This window comes from Curtobacterium sp. NPDC090217, from assembly GCF_044746705.1.
GTDB lineage: Bacteria > Actinomycetota > Actinomycetes > Actinomycetales > Microbacteriaceae > Curtobacterium.
On the sequence record NZ_JBIVCR010000006.1, the window covers coordinates 22,437 to 35,930 of the forward strand.

The following is a 13,494-nucleotide window of genomic DNA, read 5'->3' on the forward strand; positions in this document are numbered from 1 at the left end:
CGAGCAGTCTACCGGCGTCGGCCTCGGCGTCCGGGCCCCGCCGACGGCGCGGCTCAGTCCTTCGCGAACACGATGATGCTGAAGGCGCTCTCGGACCACTGGCGCTCGACGTGCCAGCCCTGCGCCGCGAGCTGCTCCTCGGGGATTCGTGGCTGGTCGGGTGTCGGTTCGCCGACGAACCACACCCGGTCGAGACCCGCCGTGCTCGGCAGCGGTTCGGCGGTCGTGTACCGCTCGGCCCAGAGCTGCCCGATCGAGATCGCGTCGCGCTTCAGCGTGAGGTCGCGCATGCCCGCGAACGCCTCGGGGTAGGACGACGCGACGAACTCGGTCGTGCGGTTGGTGTGGCTCGGCAGCGGGCCGTAGTAGACGCCGTCGACCGTGCCGGGCGGCTCCTCGGCACGCTCGGCGGTGATGAGCGCTGCTGCGACGTTCCAGGTCGAGTCGTCCTTCGCCGTCGGCGTGCGCTGTGCGAGGTAGATCGGCGCCACGAATCCGGCAGCGACGACGAGCGCAGCAGCCGTCACCGTGCGCCACGGTAGCGCGGTCAGCGCGAGGCCGAGCAGGACGGCGATGAACGGCGTGCAGAACGTGAAGTAGCGCGGGTCGTAGAACGGGCGGACCAGGACCGACACCGCGATGACGATCACGGTCGGCAGCACGACGATCGGGAGTGCCACCTCGATCGCCGGGATGCGGGACCGGAGCCGCGGCACCGCCAGCGTCGCGAGGATGCCGATGCCCATGAGGGCGAAGGGGATCGGCGCCCATGACCCGGTCCCGAGGAACCACTGGTCCACGAAGACCCGGCGGGCGAGGCCTGGCCCGATGACGAGCGGCCCCATCCAGTAGAGCTGAGCGGTCTGACCGGAGACGACCCTGACGAACGGCAACAGCGCAGCACCGGTCAGAACGGCTGCGCCGACCCAGAACAGTGCCGGGCGGATCATCGAGGGGTTGGCGCGACGCGCGATCCGGCGGAGCTGCCAGATGGCGAGTGTGACCGCGTGTGCGACGAGGATGAGCGCCAGGTAGACGAAGAGCACGCTGCCGGCGATCGCGACACCGGTGTACGCGGCCCACCATGCCCAGGCGACCCGGCGTCGGTCGAGGGTCTTCTGGACCGCGATGACGAGCAGCAGGGTGAGACCGACCGCCGCGGCTGCGGTGAGTGCGTTCGAACGCCCCTCGATGGCCGAGAAGGTGACGCGGGGGAGGACGCAGTACACGATTCCCGTGGCGATCGCGGGGCGGACTCCGGCGAGCCGGTGCACGAGGAGGACGGCGAGGCCGGCCGCGAGCCCCGTGGCCAGCGCGCTCGGGAGCCGCAGCCAGAAGGGGCTGTACGGGACCACCTCGAACCAGAGGTGCAGCAGCAGGTAGTAGAACGAGTGCACCCCGTCGACGTTGTGCGCCATGTGCCAGAGCTCGGGGATCGAACGCCGCACGCCGCTCATCGTGGCGGCTTCGTCGGCCCACGCCGCCGGGATCCACGAGCCTGCCGCACCGATGACGACGCCGAGCACGGCGATCCCCGCCGCCCACACGAGTGTGGAGACGCCGACCCGGGTGCTGGTGCCCGTCGTCGGGGCAGGAGCGGTCCTGGTCACCTCAGTCCCCGTACCTTGCGAGCTTCTGCAGGTCGAGCTGCTCCTCCGCCAGGGTGCGGTTCAGCCGTGTCAGGTCGGCGACGACGCCGATCACGATGGCGAGCACGGCCGTGATGAGGAGCACCACGCCCAGGATGATCGACTGCAGGTGGTTCCCGCCGGAGTGCATGGCGAGGAGGACGAGGTACCGGACGAGCGGCCAGGCCCCGAGGCCGCCGAGGACCGCTGCGACCCAGAGGAACAGCGCCATCGGCCGGTACATCAGGTAGACGCGGGCGATCGCGGAGCCGGACTGGAACATGTGCTGCCAGATGTTCTTGAAGAGCCGGGACTCACGGGTCTTCGCGTTCGTCGTGATCGGGATGCTCGCGATCGCGAGTCGCTTGTACCCGGCCTGCACGATCGTCTCCATGCAGTAGCTGAACCGCGTCACGATGTTGAGCCGGATCAGCGAGTACTTCGAGTACGCACGGAACCCGCTTGCGGCGTCCGGCAGGTCGAGACCGGCCGCCCGGCTCGCCACCCACGACCCGAAGCGCTGCATGAGCTTCTTGAACCCGGAGAAGTGCTCGATCGTCCGTGTCTGACGGTCGCCGATCACGATCTCGGCTTCGTTCCGGAGGATCGGCTGCACGAGCTCGGTGATGTGCGCCTGCGGGTACTGGTTGTCACCGTCGGTGTTCACGACGATGTCGGCACCGTGGAGGAGCGCGTAGTCGACGCCGTCGCGGAAGGACCGGGCGAGGCCCATGTTCGTCGTGTGCTGGACGAAGTGCGTCACTCCGTGCGCCTTCGCGACCTCGACGGTGCGGTCGGTGGAGCCGTCGTCGATGATGAGGATCTCGATCTCGTCGATCCCGGGGATCGAGGAGGGGATCGACTCGAGAACCGCCGGGAGGGTCTGCTCCTCGTTGAGACAGGGGATCTGCACGAACAACTTCACGACGTGTCGGGTCCTCGGGAGTCGGGGCTGGTGGCGAACCCGACCATCCTACGGGCGCGACCGACCGGTTCACCGCGGTGAACCGGTCGGCCCCGTCCGCGAGGTGGTCGGAGGCGGGGCGTCCGTCAGGAGGTGGCGCCGCTGATCCCGTCCACGATGACCGTGGACGTCGACGAACCGGTCAGCGTCGCGGTCCAGGTCGGAGCCGTCGCCGACCCGCCGAGGACGAGCGACGAAAGCGTCCCGCCCGACGATGCGCCCACGGCGGTCTTGGCCGCGGTCGCCGCGTCGACCTCGGCGGCGGCCGCGCGGTCGGCGTCCGCGGTCTTCGTCGCCTGGTCGACGTCCTTCGGGAACGGACCGGAGGTGACGCGTCCGAGGGTCGCGGACACGACCGACTGGGTCTGTGATCCGTCCGGTCCCGAGACCACGACCGTCCAGCTGTCCCCGGAGCCGGTGAGGGAGACGACGGAGCCGCCGCCTGCCGCGGCGATGCCCTGCTGCGTCACTGCCGACCAGTCGACGGTCTCCGGTGCGTCCACGCCGCTGCCGTTTCCGGTACCGGGACCGGTGCCGTCGTCGGCGGAGCCGGTCTGGTCGTCGGACGGTGTACCGCTCGACGCGTCGGCCGATGGTGCGGGTGATCCAGACGCCGGTCGGCTCGCCGAGGCGGACGGGCTCGGAGTCGGGGCGGCCCCGTCCGAGCAGGCCGCGAGGACGGTGGTCAGCCCGAGGCCGAGCACGATCGAGGCAGTGAGCACGGGCAGGGATCGTCGAGTCGACATGTCCTCGATGATCCCAGTCGCAGGACCCGGCGGACGTCGGCGACACGGGGTCACCGGGTGAATCGATGTCGAGCCGTGACCGGGGATCTGCGGACGTCGAGCGGATCGGCTGCTGGTGGCCGGACGCTGATGCGAGGATGGGCGGATGCCAGGCCTCCGTTCCGTCGCCGCCCGACTGCTCCGCCGAAGCGCTCCGCCGGAACCCGCAGCGCCCGAACCGCCCCTCGTCGGCTTCGTCGTCCACGGCGCTGGCGGCGTGCACCCCGCCTCCGCGCACATCCGCGTCACCGGAAGGCTCTCGGCGCTGGCGGCGGCCGGCGAGGCGCGGGTCGCGCAGGTCGACCCGGTGCGGTGGGCGGACGGCACGGACACGGCGCACCTCGACGTCCTGCTGGTCCAGCGCGACGCGTTCCCGGCGTCGCACCTGGAGCAGGCGTTCGCGCGGGCGGCGCGCGAGGGCACGCGCGTGGTCGCCGAGGTGGACGACGACTTCTTCAGCCAGGAGGCCCGTGCTCGGCTCGCGCGGTCCGAGTACGACCCGGCGCGGCTCGCCTCCGTCGACGCCCTGGTCCGTGGGGCCGACGCGGTCGTCGTGTCCACGGACCGTCTGGCGACGGTCCTCGCCGCAGAGGGCATCGCGTCCGTCGTGGTGCCGAACGCCGTCCAACCGGGCATGTGGGGCGACCGGCCCGCCGTCCCCGATCCCGAGGGCCCCCGCCGCGTCCTCTACATGGGCTCGGTGACGCACAGTGAGGACCTCGACCTGCTCCGACCGGCGTTCGACGGGTTCACCGACGACGACGGGCGGCCCGTCCGGATCGAGGTCGTCGGCATCACCGCGGACGGTCACGATTGGTTCGATCGGCTCGCGCTGCCACACGGCGCCACGCACTACCCGGAGTTCGTCGCGTTCCTCCGCGCGAACGCCACGAGGTGGTCCGCCGGCGTCGCACCGCTCACCGGTGACCGGTTCAACGACGCGAAGAGCGACCTGAAGTTCCTGGAGTACTCGATGCTCGGGCTGCCGTTCGTCGGTTCGAACCGTCCGTCGTACGCGGGGGTCGACGCCCACGGCGGCCTGCTCGCCGGTGATGCGCCCGACGCCTGGCGCACCGCTCTCCTGACGGCGTTCCGCGAGTCCGACGAGCGGGTCCGGACGGCGCAGGCATACGTGCGCGCCGAACGGAGCATCGGTGCCGAGCCCGTCTGGCGGGACGCGCTCGGCGTCTGACGCGATCGTTCCCGAACGGGTGCGATGAATTCCGTTAGGGTTCTCCGAGTGCCCGCAGCGGGCGAGGATGACGGCGTGTCATCGACGGAGACTCAGGCAGCGAACGAGCGGGAGAGTCAGGACGAGCTGACCATCGGCGAAGCGCCCGCTCCGCCGGTCCGGCGATCCGGCCCCGGCGCGTGGATCGAATGCTCCTGGCAGTCCATCGCGTTCCTGCTCGTCTTCCTGCTCGGCGGTGCGGCGTTCATCGCCGCCACGCCGCCCGGCCTGAACCCGGACGAACCGGCGCACGTCTACCGGGCCTACCAGGTCGCACACGGCGGGATGATCGCCGACGAGGCGCACGGCATCCAGGGCATCCACGACGGTGACCGCGACCGCGACCGAGCCTGGCAGACCTTCACGAACACGGTCCAGTACCCGCCGGCACCGTGATCGTCGTCGCCGCCGGGGTCACGCTCGCGTGGCTCCGCGCGACGTCGTGGGTGACCCAGGGCGTCAACCCCCTCAACGACCCGGAGGCGCAGCGGACCTTCCTGCTGCACAACCCGTTGGTCTTCGTGAAGGCCGTACTCCGGTCGCTGTTCCTCGACTACCCGACCGGACTCACCGACCAGAAGGGCGAGATCTGGCGTGGCGTCTTCGGGTCGTTCTCCTGGCTCCGGGCGCCGCTGCCGATGTTCTTCGTCCTCCTCCTCACGGTCGCACTCGTGCTGGCGCTCCTGGTGGTCGAGCCGCACGAGCGCGCTGCGGTGACGCGGCTCCGCAGCGGTGTGCTGTGGCGGGTCCCGGTCGCCGCCGGTGCCGCCATCGCGGTCGGCGGCGTCTGCCTCGCGCTGTACATCTACCACACGGTGAACGAAGGGCAGTGGCTTCAGGGGCGGTACTTCCTCCCGGTCCTCCCAGCGGTCCTGCTGCTGTTCATCGGCGGACGGCTCGTGTCGACGCGGGGGATCCGGATCGCCGTGTTCGCCGTCGCTGCGGCGTCGGTCGTCGCCGGTCTCGTGACCGTCGACCTGCACTTCTACCAGAGCATCACGCCGTACTGGGGCTGACCTCCGCAGGGTCGGTGCCGGGTCCTTGCTAGGCTGCTCCGGTGCAGATCCGCGAACTGAAGATCCCCGGCGCGTGGGAGTTCACCCCCGTCCAGCACGGCGACGCACGGGGAGCATTCCTCGAGGCCTACCGCGCCGACGTCCTCGAGGAGACCGTCGGGCACCCGCTCGACCTCCGCCAGGTGAACATGTCGATCTCGTCGCGCGGCGTCGCGCGCGGGATCCACTACGCCCTCGTCGCGCCGAGCCAGGCCAAGTACGTGACGGCCGTCCGTGGCGCGTTCATCGACTACATCATCGACATCCGCGTCGGGTCGCCGACGTTCGGGCAGTGGGACTCGGTCCGCATCGACGACGTCGACCGCAAGGCCGTCTACCTCTCCGAGGGGCTCGGCCACGCGATCGTCGCGCTCGAGGACTCCTCCACCGTGAACTACCTCGTCAGCGCCCACTACAACCCGGAGCGCGAGAAGGGCATCACGATCCTCGACCCGACCGTCGGGCTCGAGCTGCCGGACGGCATCGGCGAGCCGGTGCTCTCCGAGAAGGACACCAGCGCACCGACGCTCGAGCAGGCGGCCGAGCTCGGTCTGCTGCCGACGTACGACGAGTGCGTCGCCTACACCGAGTCCCTGCGGACGAAGAAGTAACAGGAGCACAGCAGTGAAGGGCATCATCCTCGCCGGCGGTTCCGGCACGCGCCTCTGGCCGATCACCAAGGGCATCAGCAAGCAGCTCATGCCGATCTACGACAAGCCGATGGTCTACTACCCGCTGTCGACGCTCATGATGGCCGGCATCCGCGAGGTCCTCGTGATCACGACGCCGGAGTACAACGAGCAGTTCAAGGCGCTCCTCGGCGACGGATCGGCCCTCGGCATGGAGATCCAGTACGCTGTGCAGCCGTCCCCGGACGGCCTCGCGCAGGCATTCGTCATCGGCGAGGACTTCATCGGCGACGACAGCGTCGCGCTCGTCCTCGGCGACAACATCTTCCACGGCACCGGTCTCGGCACCAGCCTGAAGAAGAACACCGAGGTCCAGGGCGCGACGATCTTCGCGTACCACGTGGCCGACCCGAAGGCGTACGGCGTCGTGGAGTTCGACGACGACTTCACCGCGGTCTCCATCGAGGAGAAGCCGGCGGAGCCGAAGTCCAACTACGCCGTTCCCGGCCTGTACTTCTACGACAACAAGGTCATCGAGATCGCGAAGACCATCGAGCCGAGCGCCCGCGGGGAGCTCGAGATCTCGACGGTCAACGAGCGCTACCTCGAGGCCGGCGAGCTCGGCGTGCAGGTCCTCGACCGCGGTACCGCCTGGCTCGACACCGGCACGTTCGAGTCGATGATGCAGGCCTCCGAGTACGTGAAGGTCATCGAAGACCGTCAGGGTTTCAAGGTCGGCTGCATCGAGGAGATCGCCTGGCGCAACGGCTGGATCGACGACGCACAGCTCGCCGACCTCGCCGCACCGCTCGTCAAGGGCGGCTACGGCGTCTACCTGCAGAACCTGCTGCGCGGCTGACGATGGCCCGAGCGGGGCTGCGCCGGTTGCTGGGGCGGCCCGGCTCGCCCGAGCCGGCCACGTCGGCACCGGACCCGACCGACGGAGGCGAGCCGAGCCTCCCGGTCGACACGTCCCTCGTCACGGACGCGCCGCGACCCGGTGACGACGGCTTCGACGTCGTCGTCACCGTCGCGGAGTCCGTGTACCGCGACGGCGCACACCTGGCGGCGGTCGCGGCCGCGCGCGCGGCCGGCGCGTCGTCGGTCGTCGTGAGCGCGTACGACGTGCACGCCGGCCCGATGAGCGTCTACCCGGCCGTCGTCGACGGCGACGGCCACGTCGCCGCCCGCGCGACCGTCGCGGCCACCTGGGGCGGCGCGGTCGCCGCGGCACGCCCGCTCCTGACGAGCGCATCGGTCGTCGTCCAGGACGCGTCCATCACGGTGCCGGTCGACGGGTACGGCCGCCTGCTCCGCGCGCTCGGCCAGGAGGCTCGGGTCGCCCTGGCCGTCGTCCGCACCGGGGACGACGTGGTCGCGAGCGCCGGTGCGGTGCTGCCGCGTGCGACGGCTCCCGTCGCGTCGCTCCTCCGGGGCCACCCCGCCGAGGACGCCGACGCGCTCGACGGCGTCGCCGTCTTCGCCGCTGACGAGCCGTGCTTCGCCACGCGCACGGCGGACCTCGCGGTACCCGTCCGCACCGTCGACACCCGCACGGCCGTCGCCCGGCTCACCCGGGACACCGCGGACGGTGCTGACGGCGACTGCGTCGTCGTGCCGCTCGGCCGGGTCTACCGGACGACCGCGCTGCGTGAGCGTCGCTACGACACCGATGCCGCTGACGCCCTGCTCGCCTGGGGTGGGCGGACGGACGACACTGCCACCGCCGCGCTCGGCCGACTCGGCTTCGTGTCGGGCGTGCCGTCGGCCGACCAGGTGGGCGCACCGGTCGCGCTGCGGGAGCCGATCGTCCGGGCCGAACGCGGTCCGGGGCGGCTGACGCTCCTCGACCGCGGCGAGCGGCTCCGCTGGTCGATCCGGATCGCCGCACACCCGGGACCCCGCGGGGACGACTGGGGCGACACGTTCTTCGCGCGCGACCTCGCCGCCGCACTCCGGTCCCTCGGGCAAGAGGTCGTGGTCGACCACCGCGAGTCCCACGTCCGGCCGTTCTCCGAGCACCTGGACGACGTCGCACTGACGCTGCGTGGGCTCGACGACACCCCGGTGCACCCCTCGGCGACGAACGTGCTCTGGGTGATCTCGCACCCCGACCTGCTGACACCGGCCGAACTCGCCCGCTACGACCTGCGGTTCGCTGCCGGACCGGCGTGGGCGTCCCGCACGGCGTCGTCGACCGGGTTGCCCATCGCTCCGCTCCTGCAGGCCACCGACCCGGCGCGGTTCCACCCGGGCAGCCAGGACCCGGCGTACGCGGGGCTCGACACGGCGTTCGTCGGCAAGACCCGGGCGGTGTTCCGGCCGGTGGTCCGCGACGCCGTGGCGGCCGGTGCCGACCTGGCGGTGTGGGGCGAGGGCTGGGAGGGGCTGCTGCCGGAGGGCGTGCACCGCGGTGTGTTCGTGCCGAACGACGAGTTGCCGGCGCTCTACCGCAGCGCTCGCGTCGTGCTGAACGACCACTGGGACGACATGGCGCGGGACGGGTTCCTGTCGAACCGGCTCTTCGACGCCGCGGCATCAGGAGCGCTCGTCGTCACGGACCCGGTCCCAGGCGTCGACGAGCTGTTCCACGGTGCGGTCCGGACGTACGACTCGGTGGAGGCGCTGCAGGCGCTCGTCGGCGTCGGGCTCGTCGAGGGCGGGGAAGCGGCGACGGACGAGCAGCGCCGCGTCCGCGGGGAACGGATCGGCGCGGAGCACTCGTTCGCGCGCCGGGCATCGGTGCTGCTCGGCGCCGTCAGGAGCGCGCGCACCGCGTCGGCTCGCTAGCGGCGGCGGACCCGGCGCGCGAGGTCCCCGGCCTTGTCGGCGAGCCGGACCACCCGCCTGGCGTGCATCGCGGCGAGCTCGGCGTCACGGGCGGCGGTCTCGCGGATCGCAGCCTCGGCACGCTCCCGTTCGAACTGCACGGCCGAGCGGAGCGTGTTCGCCGTCTCCTCGCCGACGCGGACCTGGTCCTCGAGCGCCTCGATCCGCAGGTCCCGCTCGGTGATCGCGCGCCCGAGGGTCTGCAGGCGGAGGAGTTCTGCCGCGGGGACGAGCGGGTCGCTTCCGGCGTCCACGGCGGGGGAGCCGGCGCGCCGCAGCACCTCGGCCACGCCGTCGTCGCGGGTGAACGGGCCGTCGACGGCGTCCTCGTCGGTGACGAACCGGAGCGCGAAGGTCGACTGCAGCACGCCCTCGTGCAGCCGCCGGTAGTCGCGCATGCCGTGGTGGCGCGGGCTCGGGGTGAGGTCCGGGTTCGCCTCGTATGCCTTGCCGCTCACGTCGACACGGTGCTCGTACTGCTTCCAGGAGCGCCACGGCAGGTGCAGGACCTCGAGCCGGAGCGCATCGGGCACCGGGGCGCCGTTGGCGACGCTCACCTGGTGGTTGCCCTGCACGACGGTGACGTCGGGCGAGCCGACGTGGATCGCGTTGGTGGTCGGTGGAGCGACGAGACCGGCCGCTCGGAGTTCGTCGACGGAGCGCTCGTCACGCCAGTGCAGTCGCTCGATGCCCCCGCCGGACTTCGCGAGACGACCGGTGAGGTTCACGACCGGCACGGTGAACGCGCCGATGGCGGGGTCGAGCCGTTCGAAGACCTGTCGCACCGTCAGGGAACGGTCCACCGGGACGATGAACTCGTCGGCGTCGGCGTTGACGACCCAGTCGGCGTGGTGGACGGTCGCCGCGTCGCGTGCCATGCCCGTGACGACGGTGCCCTGCTGCTTCCGGTGCACGGGGTCGTGTCGCAGGTCCACGGTCACGTCGTCGCGTTCGGCGAAGGCCGTCAGGAGCTCCGTCGTGCCGTCGACTGATCCGTTGTCGGTGATGACGAAGACGTCGAACCCCTGCGCGACGTGGTAGTCGAGCCAGGCGGGGATGACGTCCGCTTCGTCGCGGACCATCAGGGTGACGGCGAGGATCATCGGGGAGAACTCCGGTTCGGGAACGGGTCGGGCTGCGGTACGACGCTAGTGGGTCAGCGGGTGTGGGTGGCGCGGGCACGCACGGACAGTGCGACCTTCAGCGCGACGCGGAGTGGCCAGAGCCACCACGCGGAGTACTTCTGCGCGAGGAACCGGTAGGCGCTCTCGTGGTGGGCCTTCCGCATGCGCTCCGACGACCCCTTGGTGGCGGTCCCGCCGACGTGGACGGCGGTGGCAGACGGGTCGTACACGTTGCGGAAGCCGGCCTTGCCGATCCGCCAGCCGAGGTCCACGTCCTCGAAGTACATGAAGTAGCCCTCGTCGAAGCCGCCCAGCCGGTCGAACACGTCACGGCGGACCAGCACACACGCGCCGGACAGCCACCCGGCGTCGCGCCGGACGGAGTGGTCGCCGTCCTGGCGGTAGCGCTTGGTCCACGGGTTCCCCGGCCAGACGTTCGCGAACGCGGCGTGCCCGAGTCCGGTCCGGAGCGACGGCACCAGCCGCGCTGAGGGGTAGACCTCGCCGGTGGGTTCGAGGAGCCGGGGCCCGACGGCGCCGATCATGGTGTCGGCGGACGCCGTGGCGATCATCCGGTCGAGTGCGAGCGGTTCGAGCACGACGTCGGGGTTCGAGACGAGGACCCATCGGACGTCCTGGTCGAGCGTGGCGACCGCGCTGTTCGCCGCGGCACCGTACCCACGGTTCTCGCCGAGCTCGAGGAAGCGTGCGCCGGCCGCCTCGGTGATGCGGCGGAGCTCGTCGGCGTCGGCGGAGTCGTTGTCCGCCACGACGACCTCGACGTCGTCGGCGCTGGCGTCCGCCGTGGACGCGAGGAACGGCGGCAGCACGTCGAGAGAGTTGTACGACACCGTGACGATCGCGGCCCGCCCGCTCATGCGAACACCCCGAGGTGGGCACGGGCACACGCGGCCCAGGTGAAGCCGTCGGCACGAGCACCGGCGCGCTCCACGCGGTCCGCCCTGACCGCGGGGTCCTGCGCGAGCAGCTGCTCGAGTGCGTCCGCGATGGGGCCGGCGTCCGGCTCGGTGTAGGTGACGGTGTCGCCGCCGACCTCCGGGATCGCCAGACGGTCCGTGGTCAGGACGTCGGCACGCGATGCCATCGCCTCGAGCACGGGGAGGCCGAAGCCCTCGGCGATGCTCGGGTAGGCGACCACGCGGGAGCCACCGAGGAAGGCGCGCAGGTGGTCGATCGGCAGGTACCCGAGGTAGCGCAGTGGCGCCCCCGGTCGGTCACCGGCCGCTTCGAGCTGTCCGCGGGCGGTCTCGTCCCAGCCGAGCCCACCGGCGACGAGCAGCGTGGGGACGTCGGTGCCGGTGCGGTCGGCGAGGGCGCGGTGCGCCGCGATGAGCTCCGGCACGCGCTTCCGCGGCTCGACGGTGCCGAGGAACGCGATCCACTCCGTGCCGTCGTCGATCCGGTGGGTGCTGCGGAACGCCGCGACCTCGTCGGCGCTCGGTGCGTGGAACAGGGCGGCGTCCACCCCGAGGTGGGCGACCACCGTCGCCGTCCGTGCGCGACCGGCGAACCGGTCGAGCTCGCTGACCGTGGCGGCACTCGGTGCCACCGTGGCACGGGCGAACCGGCGCGCCAGACGCGTCCAGGTGCGGAAGAAGAGCACCTTCAGGCGCGAGTGCGCGGCCGGGTCGCTGAAGAAGGTCGCGTCGTGCAGGGTGACGACCGTCCTGGAGGCACGGGTCACCGGGAACGTGTAGTGCGGGCTGTGCAGGATGGTCGCCCCGACACGGCGCACCGCCCGGGGCAGGCCGACCTGCTCCCAGACGAACCGCGCCGGCCGCGAGGCGGTCCAGCCGGGCGCCGCGTGGTACCGGTGCACGGGTGCGAGCCCGCGGAGCCAGTCGAGGTCACCGGGCTTCGCGATCACGTCGACGCGGACGTCGAGGTCGGCCAGGCCGGTGAGGAGCCCGGAGATGTACCGAGCCACCCCGCCACGGTTCGGCGGGACCGACGTGGCGTCGATCAGCACCGGCCGTTCCTGCACGTCAGCCCTTGACCTGGCGCTCGGTGGTCTTCGTCCAGGCGATGCCGGACTGCGTGTCCTCGTCGACGACCACGAACCGTGCGGCCTCGCGCTCGATGACGATGTGTTCGCCGTTCGGCTTCGCCAGGAAGACGTGCACGAAGTACTGACCGCCACCGAGCCGCAGGTCGGTGAGGTGCCACTCGACGGTGGCCGTGCCGCGCAGCGGATCGTGCCGCACCTGCGTCTGGCGGCTGTCGATGCCGAACGCGGGGTGGCCGAGGTGCGTCTCGATCTTGATGCCAGCACGCCACTCGGGCAGGACGTCCTTGTGCGAGAAGGTCGCACGGATCACCAGGTCGTCGCCGTGGCGGTGTTCGGCCCCGGGGGCGCGGCCGGGGATCTCGAGCTCGACGTGCTCGACCTTGCCGGGGTTCGCGTCCGCCTCGGGGTTCGCGGCCTCGGCCTCGGCGACACGACGGCCCTCGAGGATCTCGCGGAAGTTCTTCACCGCGAGACGCGCCGAGCCCTGGAACTTGACCTCGCCGTGGTGCAGGACGACGGCGGAGTCGCAGAGTTCCTGGACCTGTCCGAGGGAGTGCGACACGAGGATGATCGTGCGGCCCTGCTCCTGGAACTCGCGGATCTTGTCGAGGCACTTCTTCTGGAACTGCTCGTCACCGACCGCCAGGACCTCGTCGACCAGCAGGACGTCCGGGTCGGTGTTGATCGCGACCGCGAAGGCGAGCCGGACGTACATGCCGGACGAGTAGAACTTCACCTGGGTGTCGATGAAGTCGCCGATGCCGGAGAACTGCAGGATGTCCTCGAAGCGGGCCTCGGTCTCCTCCTGCGTCTGACCGAGGATCGCGGCGTTGAGGTAGACGTTCTCGCGGCCGGTCAGGTCGGGGTGGAACCCGGCGCCGAGCTCGATGAGTGCGGCGAGACGACCACGGCGCTCGACGGACCCGGTGGTCGGTTCGAGGATGCCGCCGATGGTCTTCAGCAGCGTCGACTTGCCGGAGCCGTTCGGGCCGAGCAGCCCGATCGTGGTGCCGGCCGGGATGTCCAGGCTGATGTCCTTGAGCGCCCAGAAGTCCTCGCTGTGCCGACGTCCGGCGCGGCCGAGGGTGACGATGCGCTCCTTGAGGGAGTTGTCCTTGCGGATCGTGAAGCGCTTCGAGACGTTCTTGACCGTGACGACGGCCGGTGCGTCGGTGAACGGGGACCGGGTCTCCTGGGCGATGTCGTTGTCGATGCTCATC

General features: G+C 71.3%; 13 protein-coding genes. 6 read left to right on the plus strand and 7 right to left on the minus strand.

Translation table 11 applies throughout. The features are described 5' to 3' along the window. Positions 1 to 53 precede the first annotated feature (53 nt). From ACIPJ2_RS17960 to ACIPJ2_RS17970, 3 genes are all read right to left on the minus strand, one after another. A complete protein-coding gene (locus ACIPJ2_RS17960) occupies positions 54 to 1,610 on the minus strand; it encodes a hypothetical protein (protein ID WP_402729984.1) in 1,557 nt (518 codons plus the stop codon). A 1-nt stretch (position 1,611) separates the two neighbouring features. Further along, a complete protein-coding gene (locus ACIPJ2_RS17965) occupies positions 1,612 to 2,553 on the minus strand; it encodes a glycosyltransferase family 2 protein (RefSeq protein ID WP_402729985.1) in 942 nt (313 codons plus the stop codon). A 125-nt stretch (positions 2,554 to 2,678) separates the two neighbouring features. Then, positions 2,679 to 3,338 carry a hypothetical protein gene (locus tag ACIPJ2_RS17970; RefSeq protein ID WP_402729986.1) on the minus strand — a complete coding sequence of 220 codons (660 nt, stop codon included), beginning with the start codon at positions 3,336 to 3,338 and terminating at the stop codon, positions 2,679 to 2,681. Positions 3,339 to 3,483: 145 nt separating this feature from the next. On the opposite strand from ACIPJ2_RS17970, the gene ACIPJ2_RS17975 reads away from it, so the two are divergent. From ACIPJ2_RS17975 to ACIPJ2_RS18000, 6 genes are all read left to right on the plus strand, one after another. Next, positions 3,484 to 4,569, plus strand: a complete 1,086-nt coding sequence (locus tag ACIPJ2_RS17975) for a hypothetical protein (RefSeq protein ID WP_402729987.1) — start codon at positions 3,484 to 3,486, stop codon at positions 4,567 to 4,569. A gap of 75 nt (positions 4,570 to 4,644) precedes the next feature. Beyond that, a complete protein-coding gene (locus tag ACIPJ2_RS17980; RefSeq protein WP_402729988.1) occupies positions 4,645 to 5,004 on the plus strand; it encodes a DUF2142 domain-containing protein in 360 nt (119 codons plus the stop codon). Next, positions 5,001 to 5,624 (plus strand): DUF2142 domain-containing protein, encoded by a 624-nt coding sequence (locus ACIPJ2_RS17985; protein WP_402729989.1) that lies wholly within the window; start codon positions 5,001 to 5,003, stop codon positions 5,622 to 5,624. The genes ACIPJ2_RS17980 and ACIPJ2_RS17985 overlap by 4 nt, the downstream gene beginning before the upstream one ends. A gap of 41 nt (positions 5,625 to 5,665) precedes the next feature. Beyond that, positions 5,666 to 6,274 carry a dTDP-4-dehydrorhamnose 3,5-epimerase family protein gene (locus tag ACIPJ2_RS17990; RefSeq protein WP_402729990.1) on the plus strand — a complete coding sequence of 203 codons (609 nt, stop codon included), beginning with the start codon at positions 5,666 to 5,668 and terminating at the stop codon, positions 6,272 to 6,274. 13 nt (positions 6,275 to 6,287) lie between these two features. Then, the gene (gene rfbA / locus ACIPJ2_RS17995) at positions 6,288 to 7,151 is read left to right on the plus strand and encodes a glucose-1-phosphate thymidylyltransferase RfbA (RefSeq protein WP_281264996.1); all 864 of its coding nucleotides are present in this window, start codon (positions 6,288 to 6,290) and stop codon (positions 7,149 to 7,151) included. A gap of 2 nt (positions 7,152 to 7,153) precedes the next feature. Next, on the plus strand, positions 7,154 to 9,082 hold the full coding sequence (locus tag ACIPJ2_RS18000) for a glycosyltransferase (protein ID WP_402729991.1): 1,929 nt from the start codon (positions 7,154 to 7,156) through the stop codon (positions 9,080 to 9,082). On the opposite strand, the gene ACIPJ2_RS18005 is transcribed toward ACIPJ2_RS18000, so the two are convergent. From ACIPJ2_RS18005 to ACIPJ2_RS18020, 4 genes are read right to left on the minus strand one after another with little or no spacing between them, the layout of a single operon-like run. Further along, positions 9,079 to 10,224, minus strand: a complete 1,146-nt coding sequence (locus ACIPJ2_RS18005; protein ID WP_402729992.1) for a glycosyltransferase family 2 protein — start codon at positions 10,222 to 10,224, stop codon at positions 9,079 to 9,081. The genes ACIPJ2_RS18000 and ACIPJ2_RS18005 overlap by 4 nt on opposite strands. Positions 10,225 to 10,277: 53 nt before the next feature. After that, complete coding sequence (locus tag ACIPJ2_RS18010; protein WP_402729993.1) at positions 10,278 to 11,123, minus strand: glycosyltransferase family 2 protein; 846 nt, start codon at positions 11,121 to 11,123, stop codon at positions 10,278 to 10,280. Beyond that, positions 11,120 to 12,235 carry a glycosyltransferase family 4 protein gene (locus ACIPJ2_RS18015; protein WP_402729994.1) on the minus strand — a complete coding sequence of 372 codons (1,116 nt, stop codon included), beginning with the start codon at positions 12,233 to 12,235 and terminating at the stop codon, positions 11,120 to 11,122. Before ACIPJ2_RS18015 ends, ACIPJ2_RS18010 begins: the two co-directional genes overlap by 4 nt. 16 nt (positions 12,236 to 12,251) lie before the next feature. Then, a complete protein-coding gene (locus tag ACIPJ2_RS18020; RefSeq protein ID WP_281264991.1) occupies positions 12,252 to 13,493 on the minus strand; it encodes an ABC transporter ATP-binding protein in 1,242 nt (413 codons plus the stop codon). Position 13,494: the final 1 nt, after the last annotated feature.

Bases quoted from the DNA above. Each gene is read 5' to 3' on its own strand.
- ACIPJ2_RS17970 (WP_402729986.1), bottom strand. From the start codon at position 3,338: ATGTCGACTCGACGATCCCTGCCCGTGCTCACTGCCTCGATCGTGCTC.
- ACIPJ2_RS17975 (WP_402729987.1), top strand. From the start codon at position 3,484: ATGCCAGGCCTCCGTTCCGTCGCCGCCCGACTGCTCCGCCGAAGCGCT.
- ACIPJ2_RS18000 (WP_402729991.1), top strand. From the start codon at position 7,154: ATGGCCCGAGCGGGGCTGCGCCGGTTGCTGGGGCGGCCCGGCTCGCCC.
- ACIPJ2_RS18005 (WP_402729992.1), bottom strand. From the start codon at position 10,224: ATGATCCTCGCCGTCACCCTGATGGTCCGCGACGAAGCGGACGTCATC.
- ACIPJ2_RS18010 (WP_402729993.1), bottom strand. From the start codon at position 11,123: ATGAGCGGGCGGGCCGCGATCGTCACGGTGTCGTACAACTCTCTCGAC.
- ACIPJ2_RS18020 (WP_281264991.1), bottom strand. From the start codon at position 13,493: ATGAGCATCGACAACGACATCGCCCAGGAGACCCGGTCCCCGTTCACC.